General features: G+C 36.2%; 11 protein-coding genes. 5 read left to right on the top strand and 6 right to left on the bottom strand.

What is annotated here, in order from left to right; all coding sequences use genetic code 11:
* The first annotated feature begins 5 nt into the window (after positions 1-5).
* The 5 genes from V4P54_RS01180 (at position 6) to V4P54_RS01200 (ending at position 6280) form a co-directional block, all read left to right on the top strand.
* The gene (locus tag V4P54_RS01180) at positions 6-1961 is read left to right on the top strand and encodes a heme lyase CcmF/NrfE family subunit (RefSeq protein ID WP_455477335.1); all 1956 of its coding nucleotides are present in this window, start codon (positions 6-8) and stop codon (positions 1959-1961) included.
* A 28-nt stretch (positions 1962-1989) separates the two neighbouring features.
* Positions 1990-2400: a cytochrome c-type biogenesis protein gene (locus V4P54_RS01185; RefSeq protein WP_455477336.1), complete on the top strand. Its 411-nt coding sequence runs from the start codon at positions 1990-1992 to the stop codon at positions 2398-2400.
* A 215-nt stretch (positions 2401-2615) separates the two neighbouring features.
* Positions 2616-4133, top strand: a complete 1518-nt coding sequence (locus V4P54_RS01190) for a Do family serine endopeptidase (RefSeq protein WP_455477337.1) — start codon at positions 2616-2618, stop codon at positions 4131-4133.
* Positions 4134-4214: 81 nt separating this feature from the next.
* The gene (locus V4P54_RS01195; RefSeq protein ID WP_455477338.1) at positions 4215-4901 is read left to right on the top strand and encodes a winged helix-turn-helix domain-containing protein; all 687 of its coding nucleotides are present in this window, start codon (positions 4215-4217) and stop codon (positions 4899-4901) included.
* Positions 4898-6280 carry an ATP-binding protein gene (locus tag V4P54_RS01200; protein WP_455477339.1) on the top strand — a complete coding sequence of 461 codons (1383 nt, stop codon included), beginning with the start codon at positions 4898-4900 and terminating at the stop codon, positions 6278-6280. Before V4P54_RS01195 ends, V4P54_RS01200 begins: the two co-directional genes overlap by 4 nt.
* A 903-nt stretch (positions 6281-7183) precedes the next feature.
* On the opposite strand, the gene V4P54_RS01205 is transcribed toward V4P54_RS01200, so the two are convergent.
* From V4P54_RS01205 to V4P54_RS01230, 6 genes are all read right to left on the bottom strand, one after another.
* A complete protein-coding gene (locus V4P54_RS01205; RefSeq protein WP_455477340.1) occupies positions 7184-9511 on the bottom strand; it encodes a PAS domain-containing sensor histidine kinase in 2328 nt (775 codons plus the stop codon).
* A 221-nt stretch (positions 9512-9732) separates the two neighbouring features.
* Complete coding sequence (gene pepN / locus V4P54_RS01210) at positions 9733-12360, bottom strand: aminopeptidase N (RefSeq protein WP_455477341.1); 2628 nt, start codon at positions 12358-12360, stop codon at positions 9733-9735.
* Positions 12361-12432: 72 nt separating this feature from the next.
* Complete coding sequence (locus V4P54_RS01215) at positions 12433-13260, bottom strand: uracil-DNA glycosylase (protein WP_455477342.1); 828 nt, start codon at positions 13258-13260, stop codon at positions 12433-12435.
* Positions 13261-13397: 137 nt separating this feature from the next.
* The gene (locus tag V4P54_RS01220; protein WP_455477343.1) at positions 13398-14177 is read right to left on the bottom strand and encodes a hydroxymethylpyrimidine/phosphomethylpyrimidine kinase; all 780 of its coding nucleotides are present in this window, start codon (positions 14175-14177) and stop codon (positions 13398-13400) included.
* Positions 14147-14752, bottom strand: a complete 606-nt coding sequence (locus tag V4P54_RS01225) for a thiamine phosphate synthase (RefSeq protein WP_455477344.1) — start codon at positions 14750-14752, stop codon at positions 14147-14149. Before V4P54_RS01225 ends, V4P54_RS01220 begins: the two co-directional genes overlap by 31 nt.
* A complete protein-coding gene (locus V4P54_RS01230; RefSeq protein ID WP_455477345.1) occupies positions 14749-15522 on the bottom strand; it encodes a thiazole synthase in 774 nt (257 codons plus the stop codon). Before V4P54_RS01230 ends, V4P54_RS01225 begins: the two co-directional genes overlap by 4 nt.
* Positions 15523-15525 lie beyond the last annotated feature (3 nt).

Here is a 15525-nt window from a genome sequence, read left to right on the forward strand (position 1 = left end):
TCATCGTGCTCGTTGAACTTGGCCATATTTTTTTAGCGGCAGCATTTGCAGTTAGTTTGCTGCAAGTATTTTTGCCCGCTTTGGGTATTTTATGGAGAAGACGTTCGTTAGCATATACAGCTATTCCTTTAACATATGTTACTTTTACATTAGTATTATTATCTTTTTTGATTATTTCTCATGCTTACATAGTATCTGATTTTTCTGTTTTGAATGTTGTCGAAAATTCTCATTCAGAAAAACCAATGCTTTATAAAGTTGTTGGCGTTTGGGGTAATCACGAAGGATCCATGTTATTATGGGTTTTAATTTTAACATTTTTTAGTATATTGATTGCATCGTTTAGCCAGAATTTACCGAAATATATCAAAGAATTATCTTTGGTTTGCCAAAGTTGGATCATAAGTGCCTTTCTTGTATTTATTCTTTTTGTATCTAATCCATTTTCACGTATTAATCCACCAGCGTTACAGGGAAATGATCTCAATCCTCTTTTGCAAGATATCTCTTTAGCTATTCATCCCCCGCTTCTTTATTTGGGTTATGTTGGGTTTTCTGTTTGTTTTTCTTTTGCAATAGCTGCCTTAATTGTAGGACATGTTGATAAGGTTTGGGCATACTGGGTTCGTCCTTGGGTTCTTCTTTCTTGGATTTTTTTGACACTTGGTATTATGGTTGGATCTTATTGGGCTTATTATGAGCTAGGCTGGGGTGGGTATTGGTTTTGGGATCCAGTTGAAAATATTTCGTTTATGCCTTGGCTTTCAGGAACAGCTCTTTTGCATTCTATTCTTGTTCTTGAAAAAAGGAATACACTGAAAGGTTGGACTTTATTTTTATCTATTCTTACTTTTTCTCTTTCTCTTATGGGTACTTTCCTTGTGCGTTCCAATCTTTTAATGTCTGTTCATAGCTTTGCTATTGATCCAGTGCAGGGACAGGCGATGCTCGCTATTTTGTTTTTTTTTACAGGAGGAGCTTTTTTTCTCTTTTTTGTGCGAGTACCTGTTTTAAAAATAGGAAGGTTATTTGAGCCAATTTCGCGTGAAGGCTTGATTGTTTTAAACAATTTGTTGCTTATAACAATAGCAGCGACGGTATTAATTGGTACGCTCTATCCTTATTTTGTCGAAATATTAACTGGGAAGAGAATTTCTGTAGGCGCAGCCTTTTTCAATCTCACTTGTGGGCCTTTAATGGTATTATTGTTGATATTAGTTCCATTTGGACCAATTATGGCATGGAAACGTGGAGATTTTCTCGCGGTATTTGAACGGTTATGGTTTGTATTTGCATTCGTTTGCGTGGCCCTCTTTGTAACATTTTATACAGCATCTTTGCATGATATTTTTGCAGCTTTAGGGATTGGGCTTTCAGTTTTTGTTTTTTTAGGTAGCCTAGCTGATTTTTGGAGAAAGAGTGGGTACAATACAACATTTTTAGTGAGGGTCAAAAGACTTATTAGGTTGCCATTACCAGCTTTTGGATCTACAATAGCCCATATGGGATTAGGCGTTACATTGTTTGGTATTATTTGTACCACAACTTTTACGCAGGAACGAGCACTGGCTATGCGTGTTGGGGATACAGTTGAGATAGCGGGTAAGACTGTTTTTTTTGAAAAAATACAGGAAAAAAACGGTTCAAATTATTCTGAAATAGAGTTTAATTTTTTAGCATATGAGAACAAAAAAGTAGTGCACAATATAGTAGCATCAAAACGGTTCTATCCAAGTCAGAACATGTCGACAACAGAAGTTGGTATTCAAAATTATGGTTTATCTCAATTATATATTGTTCCGAGGCGTATAAGTAATCAAGTACTTTTTATGTATATATGGTGGAAGCCTTATGTGGTTTGTATTTGGTTGGGTGCATTGATGATGGCTATAGGTGGGTGTTTTTCTCTGTTTGGCTATTGGTTTCGTGTTAAGAGGCATCAACAATTACTTCTCACTTGAGATTTTCTAATAAGGTATCAAAATGAGAATGGTGTTTTTTAGGATTTTGCTTTTCGTAGTCTTCTTTTTCCCTATGACATTAGTGGTGGAGTCCGGTGAAGTTTTGCAGGATATAGTTCTTGAATCGCGTGTGCAAGATATTGCATCATATTTGCGCTGTTTGGTTTGCCAAAATCAATCAATTAGCGATTCAGATTCTGCTTTTGCTTACGATTTGCGACTTTTAATTCGTGAAAAATTGAAAATTGGTTATAGTAATCAGCAAGTTATTGATTTTTTTGTTGAAAAATATGGTGAGTTTATTTTATTGAAACCGCAATTTAATAAAACGACGTGGTTTTTATGGTTATCACCTTTGATAATTATGAGTATTGGAATAGGTATCATATTTTTACAAATAAGAAGATATGGGGATAAAAAGTCACCATTTGAAACATAGGCGAAGAAAAGCGGTTAAGATATACGTAGTTATCTGTATTCGTGGGAAGAAAATTTGTATATTTCCATTGATAGTTGAGTTTTATTTATGAATATTAGTTATTTTTATCAAATATTACAAAACTTTAATAATTTGGACAGAAAACGGTAAGGTCTGCTATTTTATAATGGAGCGTAATCAGGATATAAAATATTACCGATAGGAGTATATACAAAATGGTTAAAAGAACTTTCTTCACCACATTAGCAGCAGTGGGTTTTTCTGCTACTTTAGAAAGTGCACTACTTTTTAGTGGATATGAATCGAGCTTGTGGATAACAGCATCATATGCAAATTCTGTAACTACTCCACCCTCTTTGGTACCGCAACAGGGATTTGCGGATATTGTTTCTCAGGTAAAATCTGCCGTTGTTTCAGTACAGGTAAAAGGAAACAAGAAAAAAGAAAATGGTTTTTTTAGCGGTTATTTTAGCCCTCCTGGGCTTGATCAATTTCCTGATCAACATCCTTTGAAAAGGTTTTTTGAAGAATTTTATGAACGCAGTAGACCTCAGAATAAGTATTCTCGTCGTTCGCAGAGACTTCGTCCTTTAGCTTTTGGATCAGGGTTCTTTATCTCGTCTGATGGCTATGTTGTTACAAATCATCATGTGATTGCTGACGGAACGAGTTATTCAGTTGTCCTTGATGATGGTACAGAACTGAATGCAAAACTTATTGGAACAGATTCGCGAACCGATCTTGCAGTGTTAAAAGTGGATGATAAAAGAAAATTTTCTTATGTTGATTTTGGTGATGATTCAAATCTTCATGTTGGTGATTGGGTTGTTGCTATAGGTAATCCATTTGGTCTTGGTGGAACTGTGACAGCGGGTATTGTTTCTGCACGTGGGCGTGAGATTGGCACAGATGTTTATGATGATTTCATTCAAATTGATGCTGCTGTCAATAGAGGTAACTCTGGTGGTCCAACTTTTAATCTTAATGGAAAGGTTGTTGGAGTTAATACAGCAATTTTTTCTCCATCAGGAGGAAATGTTGGAATTGCTTTTGCTATTCCGGCAACAACAGCTAAAAAAGTTGTAAAACAACTCATCGAAAAAGGTTCTGTTCAGCGTGGTTGGCTTGGGGTTCAAATTCAATCTATAACAAAGGAAATTTCTGACTCAATTGGTTTAAAAGAGGCTAAAGGTGTTTTGGTTACGGATCCATTAGAAGGACCAGCAGAAAAGGCTGGTATTAAAGCAGGCGATGCAATTATTTCTGTGGATGGTGAAAAGATTTCTGATGTTCGCGATTTAGCAAAGCGTATCGCAACTATTAGGCCTGGGGAAACAGTGATTTTGGGTGTCTGGAGATCAGGTAAAGAGGAAAGTATTAAGGTTAAACTTGATTCGATGCCTGAAAAAGAAGCGGCTAAAAAGGGAAAAAAACAGCTAAATAAAAGTAATAATTCTGATGAAATATTAGAAGATTATGGCTTAGTTGTTGCTCTTTCTGATGATGGTGTAGGGTTAGTTGTTACCGATGTAGATTCAGATTCAGATGCAGCAGAGAAGGGAATTCATCCTGGCGATTTAATTGTGACAGTCAATAATAAATTTGTTAAAAAAGCATCCGATATTACCGATGCTATCAAAAATGCACAAAAGATGGGACGGAATGCCATACTTTTACAAATACGAACAGATGGTCAGAATCGCTTCGTTGCTCTTCCAATTTTAAAAAAATAATTGCATTTATTAATGATAGGGCAGAGATTATGTGTGTTTCTGCCCTGTAGCTTAATTTATAAAATAATGGAAATGTATTTTATGAAGATACTCGTTATCGAAGATGATCGTGAAACGGGACGTTATCTAGAAAAAGCTTTTTTTGAGGCAGGTCATTCAGTTGATGTCGCTTATGATGGTGATACTGGATATGCTTTAGCTGAAACAGAAAATTACGATGTTATGGTTGTTGATCGGATGCTTTTGCATCGCGATGGTCTCTCTATTATTTCCGAATTACGCACTAAGGGTAATGAAACACCAGCTCTCATCCTTTCAGCTTTGGGACAGGTTAATGATCGTGTAACGGGTTTACGTGCTGGAGGTGATGATTATTTGACAAAGCCTTATGCTTTTTCAGAGCTTTTGGCTCGTGTTGAGGTATTGCAGCGGCGTAAAAATCCCAAAGAGGTAGAAACTGTTTATTGTGTAGGTAATCTTGAGCTCGATCGATTAACACATATGGTAAAACGTGGTGACAGAAACATTATGTTGCAACCACGTGAGTTTAGGTTGCTCGAATATTTGATGCGGTATGCCGGTCAAGTTGTTACGCGCACTATGCTTTTAGAAAATGTTTGGGATTATCATTTTGATCCACAAACAAATGTGATTGACGTCCATATATCTCGTTTGAGAGCAAAAATTGAGAAAGATTTTGATGTTCCACTCCTTCATACTGTGCGTGGAGTTGGATATATGCTGAAAGCATCAGATAATAAAATATGAACTGGTTAATCAATATGATGCGCACAACAGCGCTAAGACTTTCAGCACTCTACATCTTGTTGTTTGGTTTAGTGGCAGCAGGGCTTTCTATTTATATAACTGCATTTTCTGTTTCATTGTTAACAGAGCAAACCGAACAAGCTTTGCGTGAAGAATTAGAGCGTATTGAAAACGCTTATAATTATGGTGGATTGCCTTTGTTGATGCGTACTATTAATTATCGTTCACGACAACCAGGGGCTTTCCTTTATCTTGTCACTGATCCTATGGGGCGCATTTTGGCGGGAAATGTTGCGGGTATTGAATTTGGTCTTTTGAATCAGAAGGGGTTTCTTTCTAGTTCTTTTTTATACTCGCGTTTTGAAGAAAATGGGAAAACAAGTAAGCATCGTGCTCTAGCAATTATTTTTGATTTGCCAAATGCTATGAAGATTCTTGTGGGGCGCGATTTAGACGAACCAGAGCGCTTTGTGGCGGTTATTCGTGAAGCAGTGATGATTGCTCTTGCAGCAATGGTTGCAGGAGCTTTATTGATATGGTTCTTTGTTGGTAGGAGAGCTTTGCAAAGGATTGACCATGTAACAGATGCATCTAAATATTTGATGGAAGGCGATTTTAGTGGGCGTTTGCCTGTTTCTGGGGTCGGAGATGAATTTGATCGATTATCAGCTAATCTTAATGTTATGTTAGATCGTATCGAAGAATTAAATATTGGTTTGCAACAAGTTTCAGATAACATCGCTCACGATCTTAAGACACCGTTGACGCGTCTTAGAAATCGTGCTGAAGAAGCCCTTTTAGGGAAAAAGACAGAGTTTGAATATCGACAGGCACTTGATGGCATTATTGCTGAATCAGATCATATTATTCGTACGTTTAATGCCATTTTAATGATTTCGCGCATTGAGGCAAGTAGAGCGATTGAACATCTTGAGCCTATGAATATGAAACCTATTCTCGAAGATGCAGTTGAACTTTATGAACCTTTCGCCGAAGAATCAGGTGTTCTGCTTCAGTTAGGGCATACTTTTGATAAAGAGCTTAAGCTGAATCGTGAACTCGTTGCACAATCAATTTTTAATCTTCTTGATAATGCAATAAAATATGCATCTAAAGGTTCCCAAAAACCAGAGGTTTCTTTATCAATGGAATATCGCGGTGGACATTTGTTAGTAGTTGTTTGTGATAATGGATTAGGAATCGCAGAAGATAAACTAGAAAAAGTTACAGAACGATTTGTTCGCCTTGAAGAAAGCCGTACTCAGCCTGGTTTTGGAATTGGTCTAAGCATAGCAAAGGCTGTTATGAAACTTCATGGAGGTGAGCTGCTTCTTGAAAATACAAATTCTGGATTTAGAGCTATTTTATTATTTCCTTAAAGATATTTTTTCGTTTTTTGTATTTCATCTAAGGGAATGCAGATTTATTTTATAAGTTTTTTCATGCCCTTATCGATCTTATTTTGCTGTATGAACATGATGAAGATGTAGAGATATCTGACAGAGAAAACCTCTTTATGCGGTTGATCTAAGATTAAATGTCATTAGGAAGCAAGGATCCTGTTGCTGTTTCGTTTCAGTTTTTTAAAATGCTATCGCAAAGATGCATGGATATGGGAATACCTTGCTTTAATTCGAATACGAGATATTGATAGAGATTTTTATTTTTTGAAAAGGTAGAAAAAATGAAGTTTGCATAACAGTTGCTCGTTTTGTGATAAAAAGGTTGTTGCAAAAGCAGTACGTAACAATGCGTATTTTGATTGAAAAATAAAAGTCGCCGAAAAATTTATGGAATTTGAAAATTATTTTTGGTGGCATTATGAATTTAGAATTTATCGTACAATTTTCTCGATAAACCATGTATTTTAAATTTGCACTAGGTGTGTATCTTGTATTCAAATTTGAGTCAAATTGTACAGGTTTTACCTGAATGATATTCTTAATCTCAATGATATGCCACTTGTATCAAGTGATCTTTTGTTGAGTGGCGTTGGGGAACCTGATTTTCTTCGTCTTGAAAAGATGATAGAGGAGACGAGGCAATTTATGAGTTCAATTTTTGTACAGGTGACGAAAGCTTAAATATGTTTACAATATTTATAAAATTTTTTTATGGTTTCTCTCTTAGGTATTTAAAAATCTATAGAGTGATGAAAAAATAAAAACACACGATGTAAGTGTAATGCACTTTTGTAGTGTAGAAGATAAAATTAGTAAAACCAGTCAGTCATTCCGAAATTTGAATTTTATGTGTATTTTAGCAAGTTTTAGAATAAGTTTTTAAGATTTATTTTGTTTTATTGGCATTGTAATAGTTACAGTCGTGCCTTTCATTTCTATCGATGTAATTTCAATTTTCCCCTTGTGCAATTCTAACAAAGAACGTGATATGGCTAGTCCAAGGCCAGAACCAGTATGAGTTTTGGTAAATTGGTTTTCAACCTGCTCAAAAGGTTGCCCAAGCTTTTTTATTGCTGATTGAGGAATACCAACCCCTGAGTCTTTAATTTTAAAAACAAGACTATTTTTTTTCTGGAATGCACAGACATCAATACTACCACCAGACGGAGTAAATTTAACAGCATTAGAAATGAGATTAAGAAAAATTTGTCTCATAGCACGGCAGTCAACTTCGGCATGAAGATTTGGGGCAATGTCGGTTGTAACAGAGATATTTTTTTCTTGTGCTTGTGGCATTAGTGTGCGCACAGCTTCGCTAATAATAGGCTCAAGATTGATGTTTTTACAATCAAGAGTAAAACGTCCTGCTTCAATTTTAGACATATCAAGGATGTCATTTATAAGGGTCAGAAGGTGAGTTCCTGAATTGTAAATATCATGCATGTACTCTTCATAGCGTTTTGAGCCAAGAGGGCCAAAAGTTGATTGCAGCATGATATCTGAAAAACCGAGAATAGCATTGAGTGGCGTGCGCAATTCATGTGACATATTGGCCAAAAATTCTGATTTAGCCTTATTGGCGCTTTCAGCTCTTTCTTTTTCTGCTTGTAGACTTTTGTTCAATTCTTCAACTTCTGCTGCGCGTTGTTGAGCACTTCCTCGTGTACGTTTAAGCTCTTGAATAAAAGAATAAAGGCGCCTTTCACTTTCTTCATATTTTTCTTGTTGTTGTTTAAGTTCAGAAATATCAGTACCAATGCAAACAAGTCCTCCATCTTGAGTGCGTCGTTCGTTAATTTTGAGCCAATAACCGTCTGCAGTTTGGCGAATACTCGTCATGTTACCAGCCCCATCATCTTTGAGTGGATATTCACTAATTGCTGGGCGAGACATTGCCTCGACGGTAGCACGTTTGATGCCTGCTGATAGAGTTTGCTTAGGGATATCTGCATACTCACAAAATTTGCTATTGGACATAACTAAACGTCCATCTGCATCCCATAATACAAAAGATTCTGAAATATTTTCAATAGCATCACGGATACGAAGATTAGCTTGTGCTGTTTGTTCTGCAAATTGACGTTGTTCACTAATATCAAAGGAAATACCAACTAGATGAGGTTCTTCTTCTTCGGTAATCTCAGCACGAATGCGCATCCATACATAATGTCCATCTGCATGACGCATGGGAACATTAATATCGATATGCTTTTTTTTACCACTCATTAATTCTTGAGCAATATCAAAAAAGTTTGCATCATTTGGATTGATAATGGCAGCGATCTGGGAAATTGACAGAAGTGTGTCTTGGGGCACGTAACCAAGCATTTCGTACATAGCACGTGACCAGTATACGCGTCCACTTGCCATATTCCAATCCCAAAGTCCGCAGCGTCCGCGCATCATTGCCATATCAATGCGATTTTGAATTTTTTCTGAAATGATATCTCTTTTGTATGCTCGTACAGTTTGATTGTAATAAGCATAGAGGAGAATTAAAATAATACAGATAGTTCCTATGAATAGGGTCACATTTAATGAAAAAAATTTGTGCCATTCCATATGGATATTTTGCATTTTTTCACAAATGAATACACCATATTGTCCATTCTCAGTTCTGTTAAATGAGGCAAGAGAAGGATTATTGTTTCCTACTGTGAGCGGTATAACTTCAGTATGTTTTTGAATAGAATGTAACGTAAGATTTCCAGATATAAAGTTTTGTAGAGGTTTTCCTAAGGTTATTTCTGAGCTGGATGATACCAGAACGTTATTTTTTTGATCTACTATGGCAATGACAGTGTTGGCATTAATAAGACCCTGATTGCGAAAATTGGTAAGTATGGTTTGCAGATGATTGGTAGAAAGAGTAGCGCTTTTCCCACGTTGAGAGACAGAAATTAAATCACGATCAATTGCATTTGTTATGTGAGCAGATAAAAGAGTGATTGTGGATCGTGTATTTTTATTAATTATGTGACGCCAATCATAAATCGATATGAGATGAATTGTTGCCAAAACAATAAGGAATGAAAAAATTATAAATGGAATAGAACGTCGCAGCCAAGGTTCAATAAATAACAGTTTTTTATAAAGAGAACCAGAAAACAGATTGATACCCATTGTACGATTTTTGCACTTTTGAGTTCTCTGTTTTGCTGCGGTGCGTATTTCTGTTGGCGCACTATATGCGTCCAATTTAGCCATTTTTAGTTCCTCTAATTATGGAATAACGTGGCTGAAAAACTGTTTTGATATTCATAATAATCCATAGGTGCAATGAATCAAAACAGGAGTCTTCTGTCCAGTCTTTTTTTATAAAAAGCAATTTTACTTTTATGAATATTAAGCACAGGACAGAAAGTATAATTTATGTTTCTTTATATCAAAATTATAATAGTATTTTGATTTTAAATGTTTTTTGTATTTCATACAAGCATGCGATGGATAATATCTGCCACATCAGTTGATAATTTAGGAGCCATTGCAATTGTTTTTAGTGCAGTTTCGAGTTTTTCTCGCCGAATAGGTTCTAATTGCTTCCAAGAGCGCATAATGGTTAGCAGTCGCGAAGCAAGTTGTGGATTTTTTTTGTCAATTTCTAAAATGATTTGGCAAAGAAAATGGTAGGATGCTCCATCAAGTCTGTTAAATCCTGTTAAATTATTAGATGCAAAGACACCAATCAAGGCACGTACACGGTTAGGATTATCCTGTGAAAAAAGCGAATGCTGCATAAGTTTTTTAACATGATCGAGGGTTGAGGATCCTGCGACTATCGCTTGTATGGAGAACCACTTATCCATGACCAAAGGGTCATGTTGATATCTGTTCTCAAAATCATTTAAGGCGTTTTGTGCCTCCTTACTTTTATTAAAGCGTTTTACCAAAGTAGTTATACTAGCCATGCGATCGGTCATATTATTAGCTGTTGTATATTGTATTACAGAACGGTTAGGCTCATTTTCTGAAATAGAAAGATAGTCTAATATAATATTCCTTAATGCTCGTTTTCCAGTTTGCACAGTGTTTGGTGAATAAACCTCATAAATCTGCATTTGTTCATAAATTTTTGTCAAGAGTTCCTGATGGGTATGTGCGATGGAAGCTAAAAATTGATTTCGTACACAGTGGATACGATCAGGATCAATATTTTCACCGATTATATGGGCAAGCTCAACTTCGCTGGGCAAATTTAAACAAAATGCACGAAATTCAGGTTCAAGACTTTTATCCGTAATAATAGTTTCAGTCAGCTGAAGCAAATCAGAGGGCATAGCTCCTTTTGTTTGTGTGCTATCTTGTATGGCTCGAATCATAGCTTTTGTTATTAAATGGTTAAATGATTGCCAGCGATTGACTTTATTATTATCATTTTTAGCAAGAAAGATAAGTTCACTTTCTATAAATGGAGTTTTTAGAGCTATTGGTGCAGAAAAATCTCGCAGCAGTGATAAAATGGGTTTTTCGCGTAGTTTCTTTAATGTAAAAGTCTGGGTTTCTTTAGACAAAAGCATAATATTTGACTGAATTTCTGCATCTGTTTCGTAGGTTAAGGATTCTCCGTTATGCCCTAAGAGTCCAAAAGAAATAGGAATAACCATAGGCTTTTTTACATTTTGTTGTGGTGTCGCTGGAATATGTTGTTTTGCATGAACTGTTAAAACACCATCACTATAATGGGTATCAATTTCTACATGAGGGGTACCAGCTTGTTCATACCATAGCATGAACTGTGAAAAATCCCGTCCAGAAACTTCAGCAAAGCATGAGATAAAATCTTCAATGGTGCAAGCTTTTCCATCATGGCGTTGAAAGTAGAGATCCATACCTTTACGAAATAAAGAAGATCCCAAGATAGTTCGTACCATACGAACTATTTCAGCTCCTTTTTCATAGATTGTTGTAGTATAAAAATTATTAATTTGACTGTATTGGCGAGGACGCACAGGATGAGCAAGAGGGCCAGAATCTTCAACAAATTGTGTAGTTTTCAATGTTTTTATATTTTCAATTCGTTGCAAGCTGCGTACATTTTGATCTGAAGAAAATTCTTGATCACGATAAACTGTTAATCCTTCTTTTAAACACAGTTGAAACCAATCACGGCAAGTAATACGATTTCCAGTCCAATTATGAAAATATTCATGCGCAATGACACGCTCAATATTTCTGTAATCATGATCAGTTGCCGTTTCAGGATCTGCAAGAACACATTTATCATTAAAGATATTGAGTCCTTTATTTTCCATTGCACCCATATTAAAATCGGAAACAGCAACAATATTGAAAACATCAAGATCATATTCGCGTCCAAAATATTGTTCATCCCAGTGCATGGAGCGTTTAAGTGCGTCCATCGCATAGGTTGCTCTTTTAGTTTTTCCCTTTTCTACATAGATACCAAGTTTAACACTCCGGCCAGATTTAGTAGTAAAATCATCTTCTAGTTTATCGAGATCCCCACCAACCAAAGCAAAGAGGTAAGACGGTTTTGGATATGGATCTTCCCAAATGGTAAAATGGCGATCACCTTCAAGATTTCCTGTTTCCACAAGGTTTCCATTGGAAAGCAAGATAGGAATTGTTTTTGAATCTGCTTCAATTTTTACCGTATAAATAGAAAGAACATCTGGGCGATCGTAAAAATAAGTAATACGACGAAAGCCTTCTGCTTCACATTGTGTGCAATAGATACCATTTGAAAGATAAAGTCCCATAAGCGTTCGATTTCTTTCAGGATTCAGTTCTGTAACACATTGTAGTGTAAAAGGAGTTGTTGGTGGAGTTATAATTTCTAAACTTGAAGGAGTACTGTTGTAAGCATTTTTGTTCAATGCTTCACCATTAATAGAGACAGAAATTAATTTTAGATCATCACCAGAAAGCACGAGAGGAGATATATCTTTTGTGTTTTTGCGTGCTTCGATCAGCAACGTTGCCGTTACACGGGTTTTTGTTGGTTCTAAGCAGAAGTGAAGCTGTGTTTTAGGAATGACGTAAGGAGTTTGTTGATAATCTTCCAAACGATAAATAGGTGTTTTTTGTTGTTTCATAATTTTTCCTGACTATATTTTAAAGAATTTGAATGACCAAAAGTGTTCACACTTTCAAGTAAGGTTAAGAGATTATGATAGGCTATTGAGACGGTTTTTTACTTCTAAAAAGTCCAGCCATGTAAGTTTTTTTTGGCTAGGAGTTCGTAAAAGATATGCTGGGTGAAAGGTTGGCATCACTGGTATTCTTACTTCTCCTCCTCCTACATAGGTAAGCCATTTTCCTCTTGCTTTTATGATGCCATTTTGAGATCCAGTAAGGAACTGTGTAGCAACTACTCCCAGTGCTACAAGGATACGGGGATTGGCTAATTGAATATGCCGTTCGATAAAAGGCCGACATAAGGCAATTTCTCTTGGTGTTGGTGTCCGATTTCCTGGTGGGCGCCACGGAATGGTATTGGTTATATAAACATTTTTTCTTGCTAAGCCGATTGCCGCGAGTATTTTATTAAGCAATGTGCCAGCTTTCCCTACAAAAGGGATCCCTTGGATATCTTCTTCACGTCCTGGTGCTTCTCCTATAAGCATAAGCGGACTTCCTGCAGTTCCATCTGCAAAACAGGTATTTTTAGCTGTTAGCTTTAGAGAACAGCCATTAAAAGAAAGGAGAGAAGATTTTAATTCATCGAGTGTATTTGCATTTTTTGCCATCTCTATTGCTAAAAGTGTATGTTGTGGAGTTGCAGTGTTTTGCGGAGGAAGGTAGTGCTGTTTTATGGTTTGTGATTCCCGGTGATAATGGAAGGTGTCAGCTATATGCTTTAGTTCTTTGTTTGAAGAAGAAATTTGATTAAAACGATTAACAGGCATATCTGTCAATACAGCATCAGCACCACTCTCTTTGTAAAAGTTTAAGAGTTCTTCATACGAAACTAGATATTGAGTTTTATTATACATTGTTCTTTTTCACACCCGATATGCTAATGAATAGACTAGCTAATGTCATTCTTCAAGGCTTATGATGTTTTGCATATAATCTTTATCTTAGAATTTTGATTAAGTAGAGTGTAAAGAAATAACATGATGCTAAGATCTTAGAGCTTTTTTTGATAATTATTTAAAAGCAATGCATGTGTATATTCTTTTGATTTTTTTATGGATTCAATTATCGGCCTATTTAATGCTAAATGTGCAGCAATAGCGCTTGAAAGGATACAACCTGTTCCTCGCATTGTTCCTTTTAAACGTGGAGCAGAAATGTTTATTATTTCAGTTTTGTCAACTAAGCTGTCGATTGCAAGAGAGCCATTCGCATGTCCACCTTTTACTAATACATAACGTGAACCGAATAATAGAAGTTTTTTTGCTTGCTGTATTGTCTCTTCATAATGAGATGCTAATGGGGTTTTACTGAGAAGAGAAAGTTCTTCTATATTAGGTGTTAAAAGATAAACGTGAGGAAGAAGCTTATTGATTATTGTTTCTATGATTGTTTCTGTTGTCAATTTCCCTCCGGATGAAGCTATTAATACGGGATCAAAAATAACTGGAATATGTGGATAGTCTTCTAATACGCTACAGATTGTTACTATGATCTCCTTAGTACCAGTCATTCCAATTTTTATTGCATTTACTGGATTTGCCTTTAGAGCAATACGCATTTGTGCAGCAATGAGTGGAGCTTTCATTGGAACAATTTCAGCTACGCAATTATTATCTTGTACATTAACACAGGTGATAACTAAATTTGCCTTTACTTGAAAATGGGCAGCTGTTTCTATATCACGAACGATGCCTGCACCTCCTGTTGGATCGGTTCCTGCAATAACAAGGATTGAAGGTGTTAACGCCATTCTTGTGTCACCGTTATCCATTGTTGGACACGCTCCTCAGGTTTTTTATGGAGAATGACATCAGTAACAACAGCAGCACTATTAGCACCTGCTTTCAAAACACCAATTGCTCGTTCTGGTGTTAAGCCGCCAATTCCAACTAAAGGTAAAGCACCTATCTGTTTTCTCCATAATTTTATTTTATCTAATCCTTGCGGCATCCATTTCATTTTTTTTAATATTGTAAGATAAATAGGGCCAAGAGCAATATATTCCGGATTAACAGACATTGCAGTATCTAATTCATTTTTATCATGTGTGCTAAGACCAAATTTTATACCATTTTTACGAATTTCAAGAAGATCAGCTTTACTGAGATCCTCTTGTCCAAGATGAATAAAATCACATTTTTCATCAATTGCGATTTCCCAGTAATCGTTAATAATCAATTGTGCTCCAAATGTATTACACACATCTTTAGATCGTCTAATGTGTTGGCTGATTATTTTGGAATTTTCATTCTTCATCCGTAATTGTACAAGCTTTACTCCAAGAGGAACCAAACGCTCCACCCAATCAGCACTGTCAACAATAAGATAAAACGGATCCATTTTCATGAAAATATTGCTTTTCCAATAACTGGCGTTGAAGGAATTGCAATATTGCGTGCTTCAAGAATGCCTGCTGTATGTCCCATCCGCCCTGCTTGAATAGCTTTAGAAAATGCTTCAGCCATTAAGACAGGATTTCCTGCTCTAGCAACAGCAGTGTTAAGAAGTACTGCATCATAACCGAGTTCCATAGCAATAGTTGCATGAGATGGACGTCCGATACCGGCATCAATAACAAGAGTAGCATCAGGGAGATAAGCACGAATAGAACGAAGTCCATCAATATTATGCGGTCCCTTAGCAGATCCAATAGGAGCACACCAAGGCATAATAACACGACAACCAATATCGAAAAGCTTCTCGGCAACAATAAGATCATCTGTTGTATAAGCAAAAATTTTAAAACCTTCATCATTTAAAATTTGTGCTGCTTCAATGAGAGAAAAAATATTTGGTTGCAAAGTATCTAGGTTCCCAATAACTTCGAGTTTAATCCAGTCTGTTTTAAAAAGATCCCGTGCTAACTGAGCTGTGATAATAACTTCTTTTACAGTGCAACAACCAGCGGTATTTGGAAGAATTGTAACACCAAGTTCTTTAATAAGCTGCCAAAATTGACCACTTTGTTTTCCATCTGCAGTTTCTCGACGTAATGAAACTGTCACAATTTCTGTGCCAGACTTATGAACTGCATCACGAAGGATAGCTGGTGAAGGATATTGAGCCGTACCCAACATAAGACGAGAAGAAAATTGACGTCCATAAAGATTCAGCATAGT

It is taken from the genome of Bartonella sp. B41 (assembly GCF_053795765.1).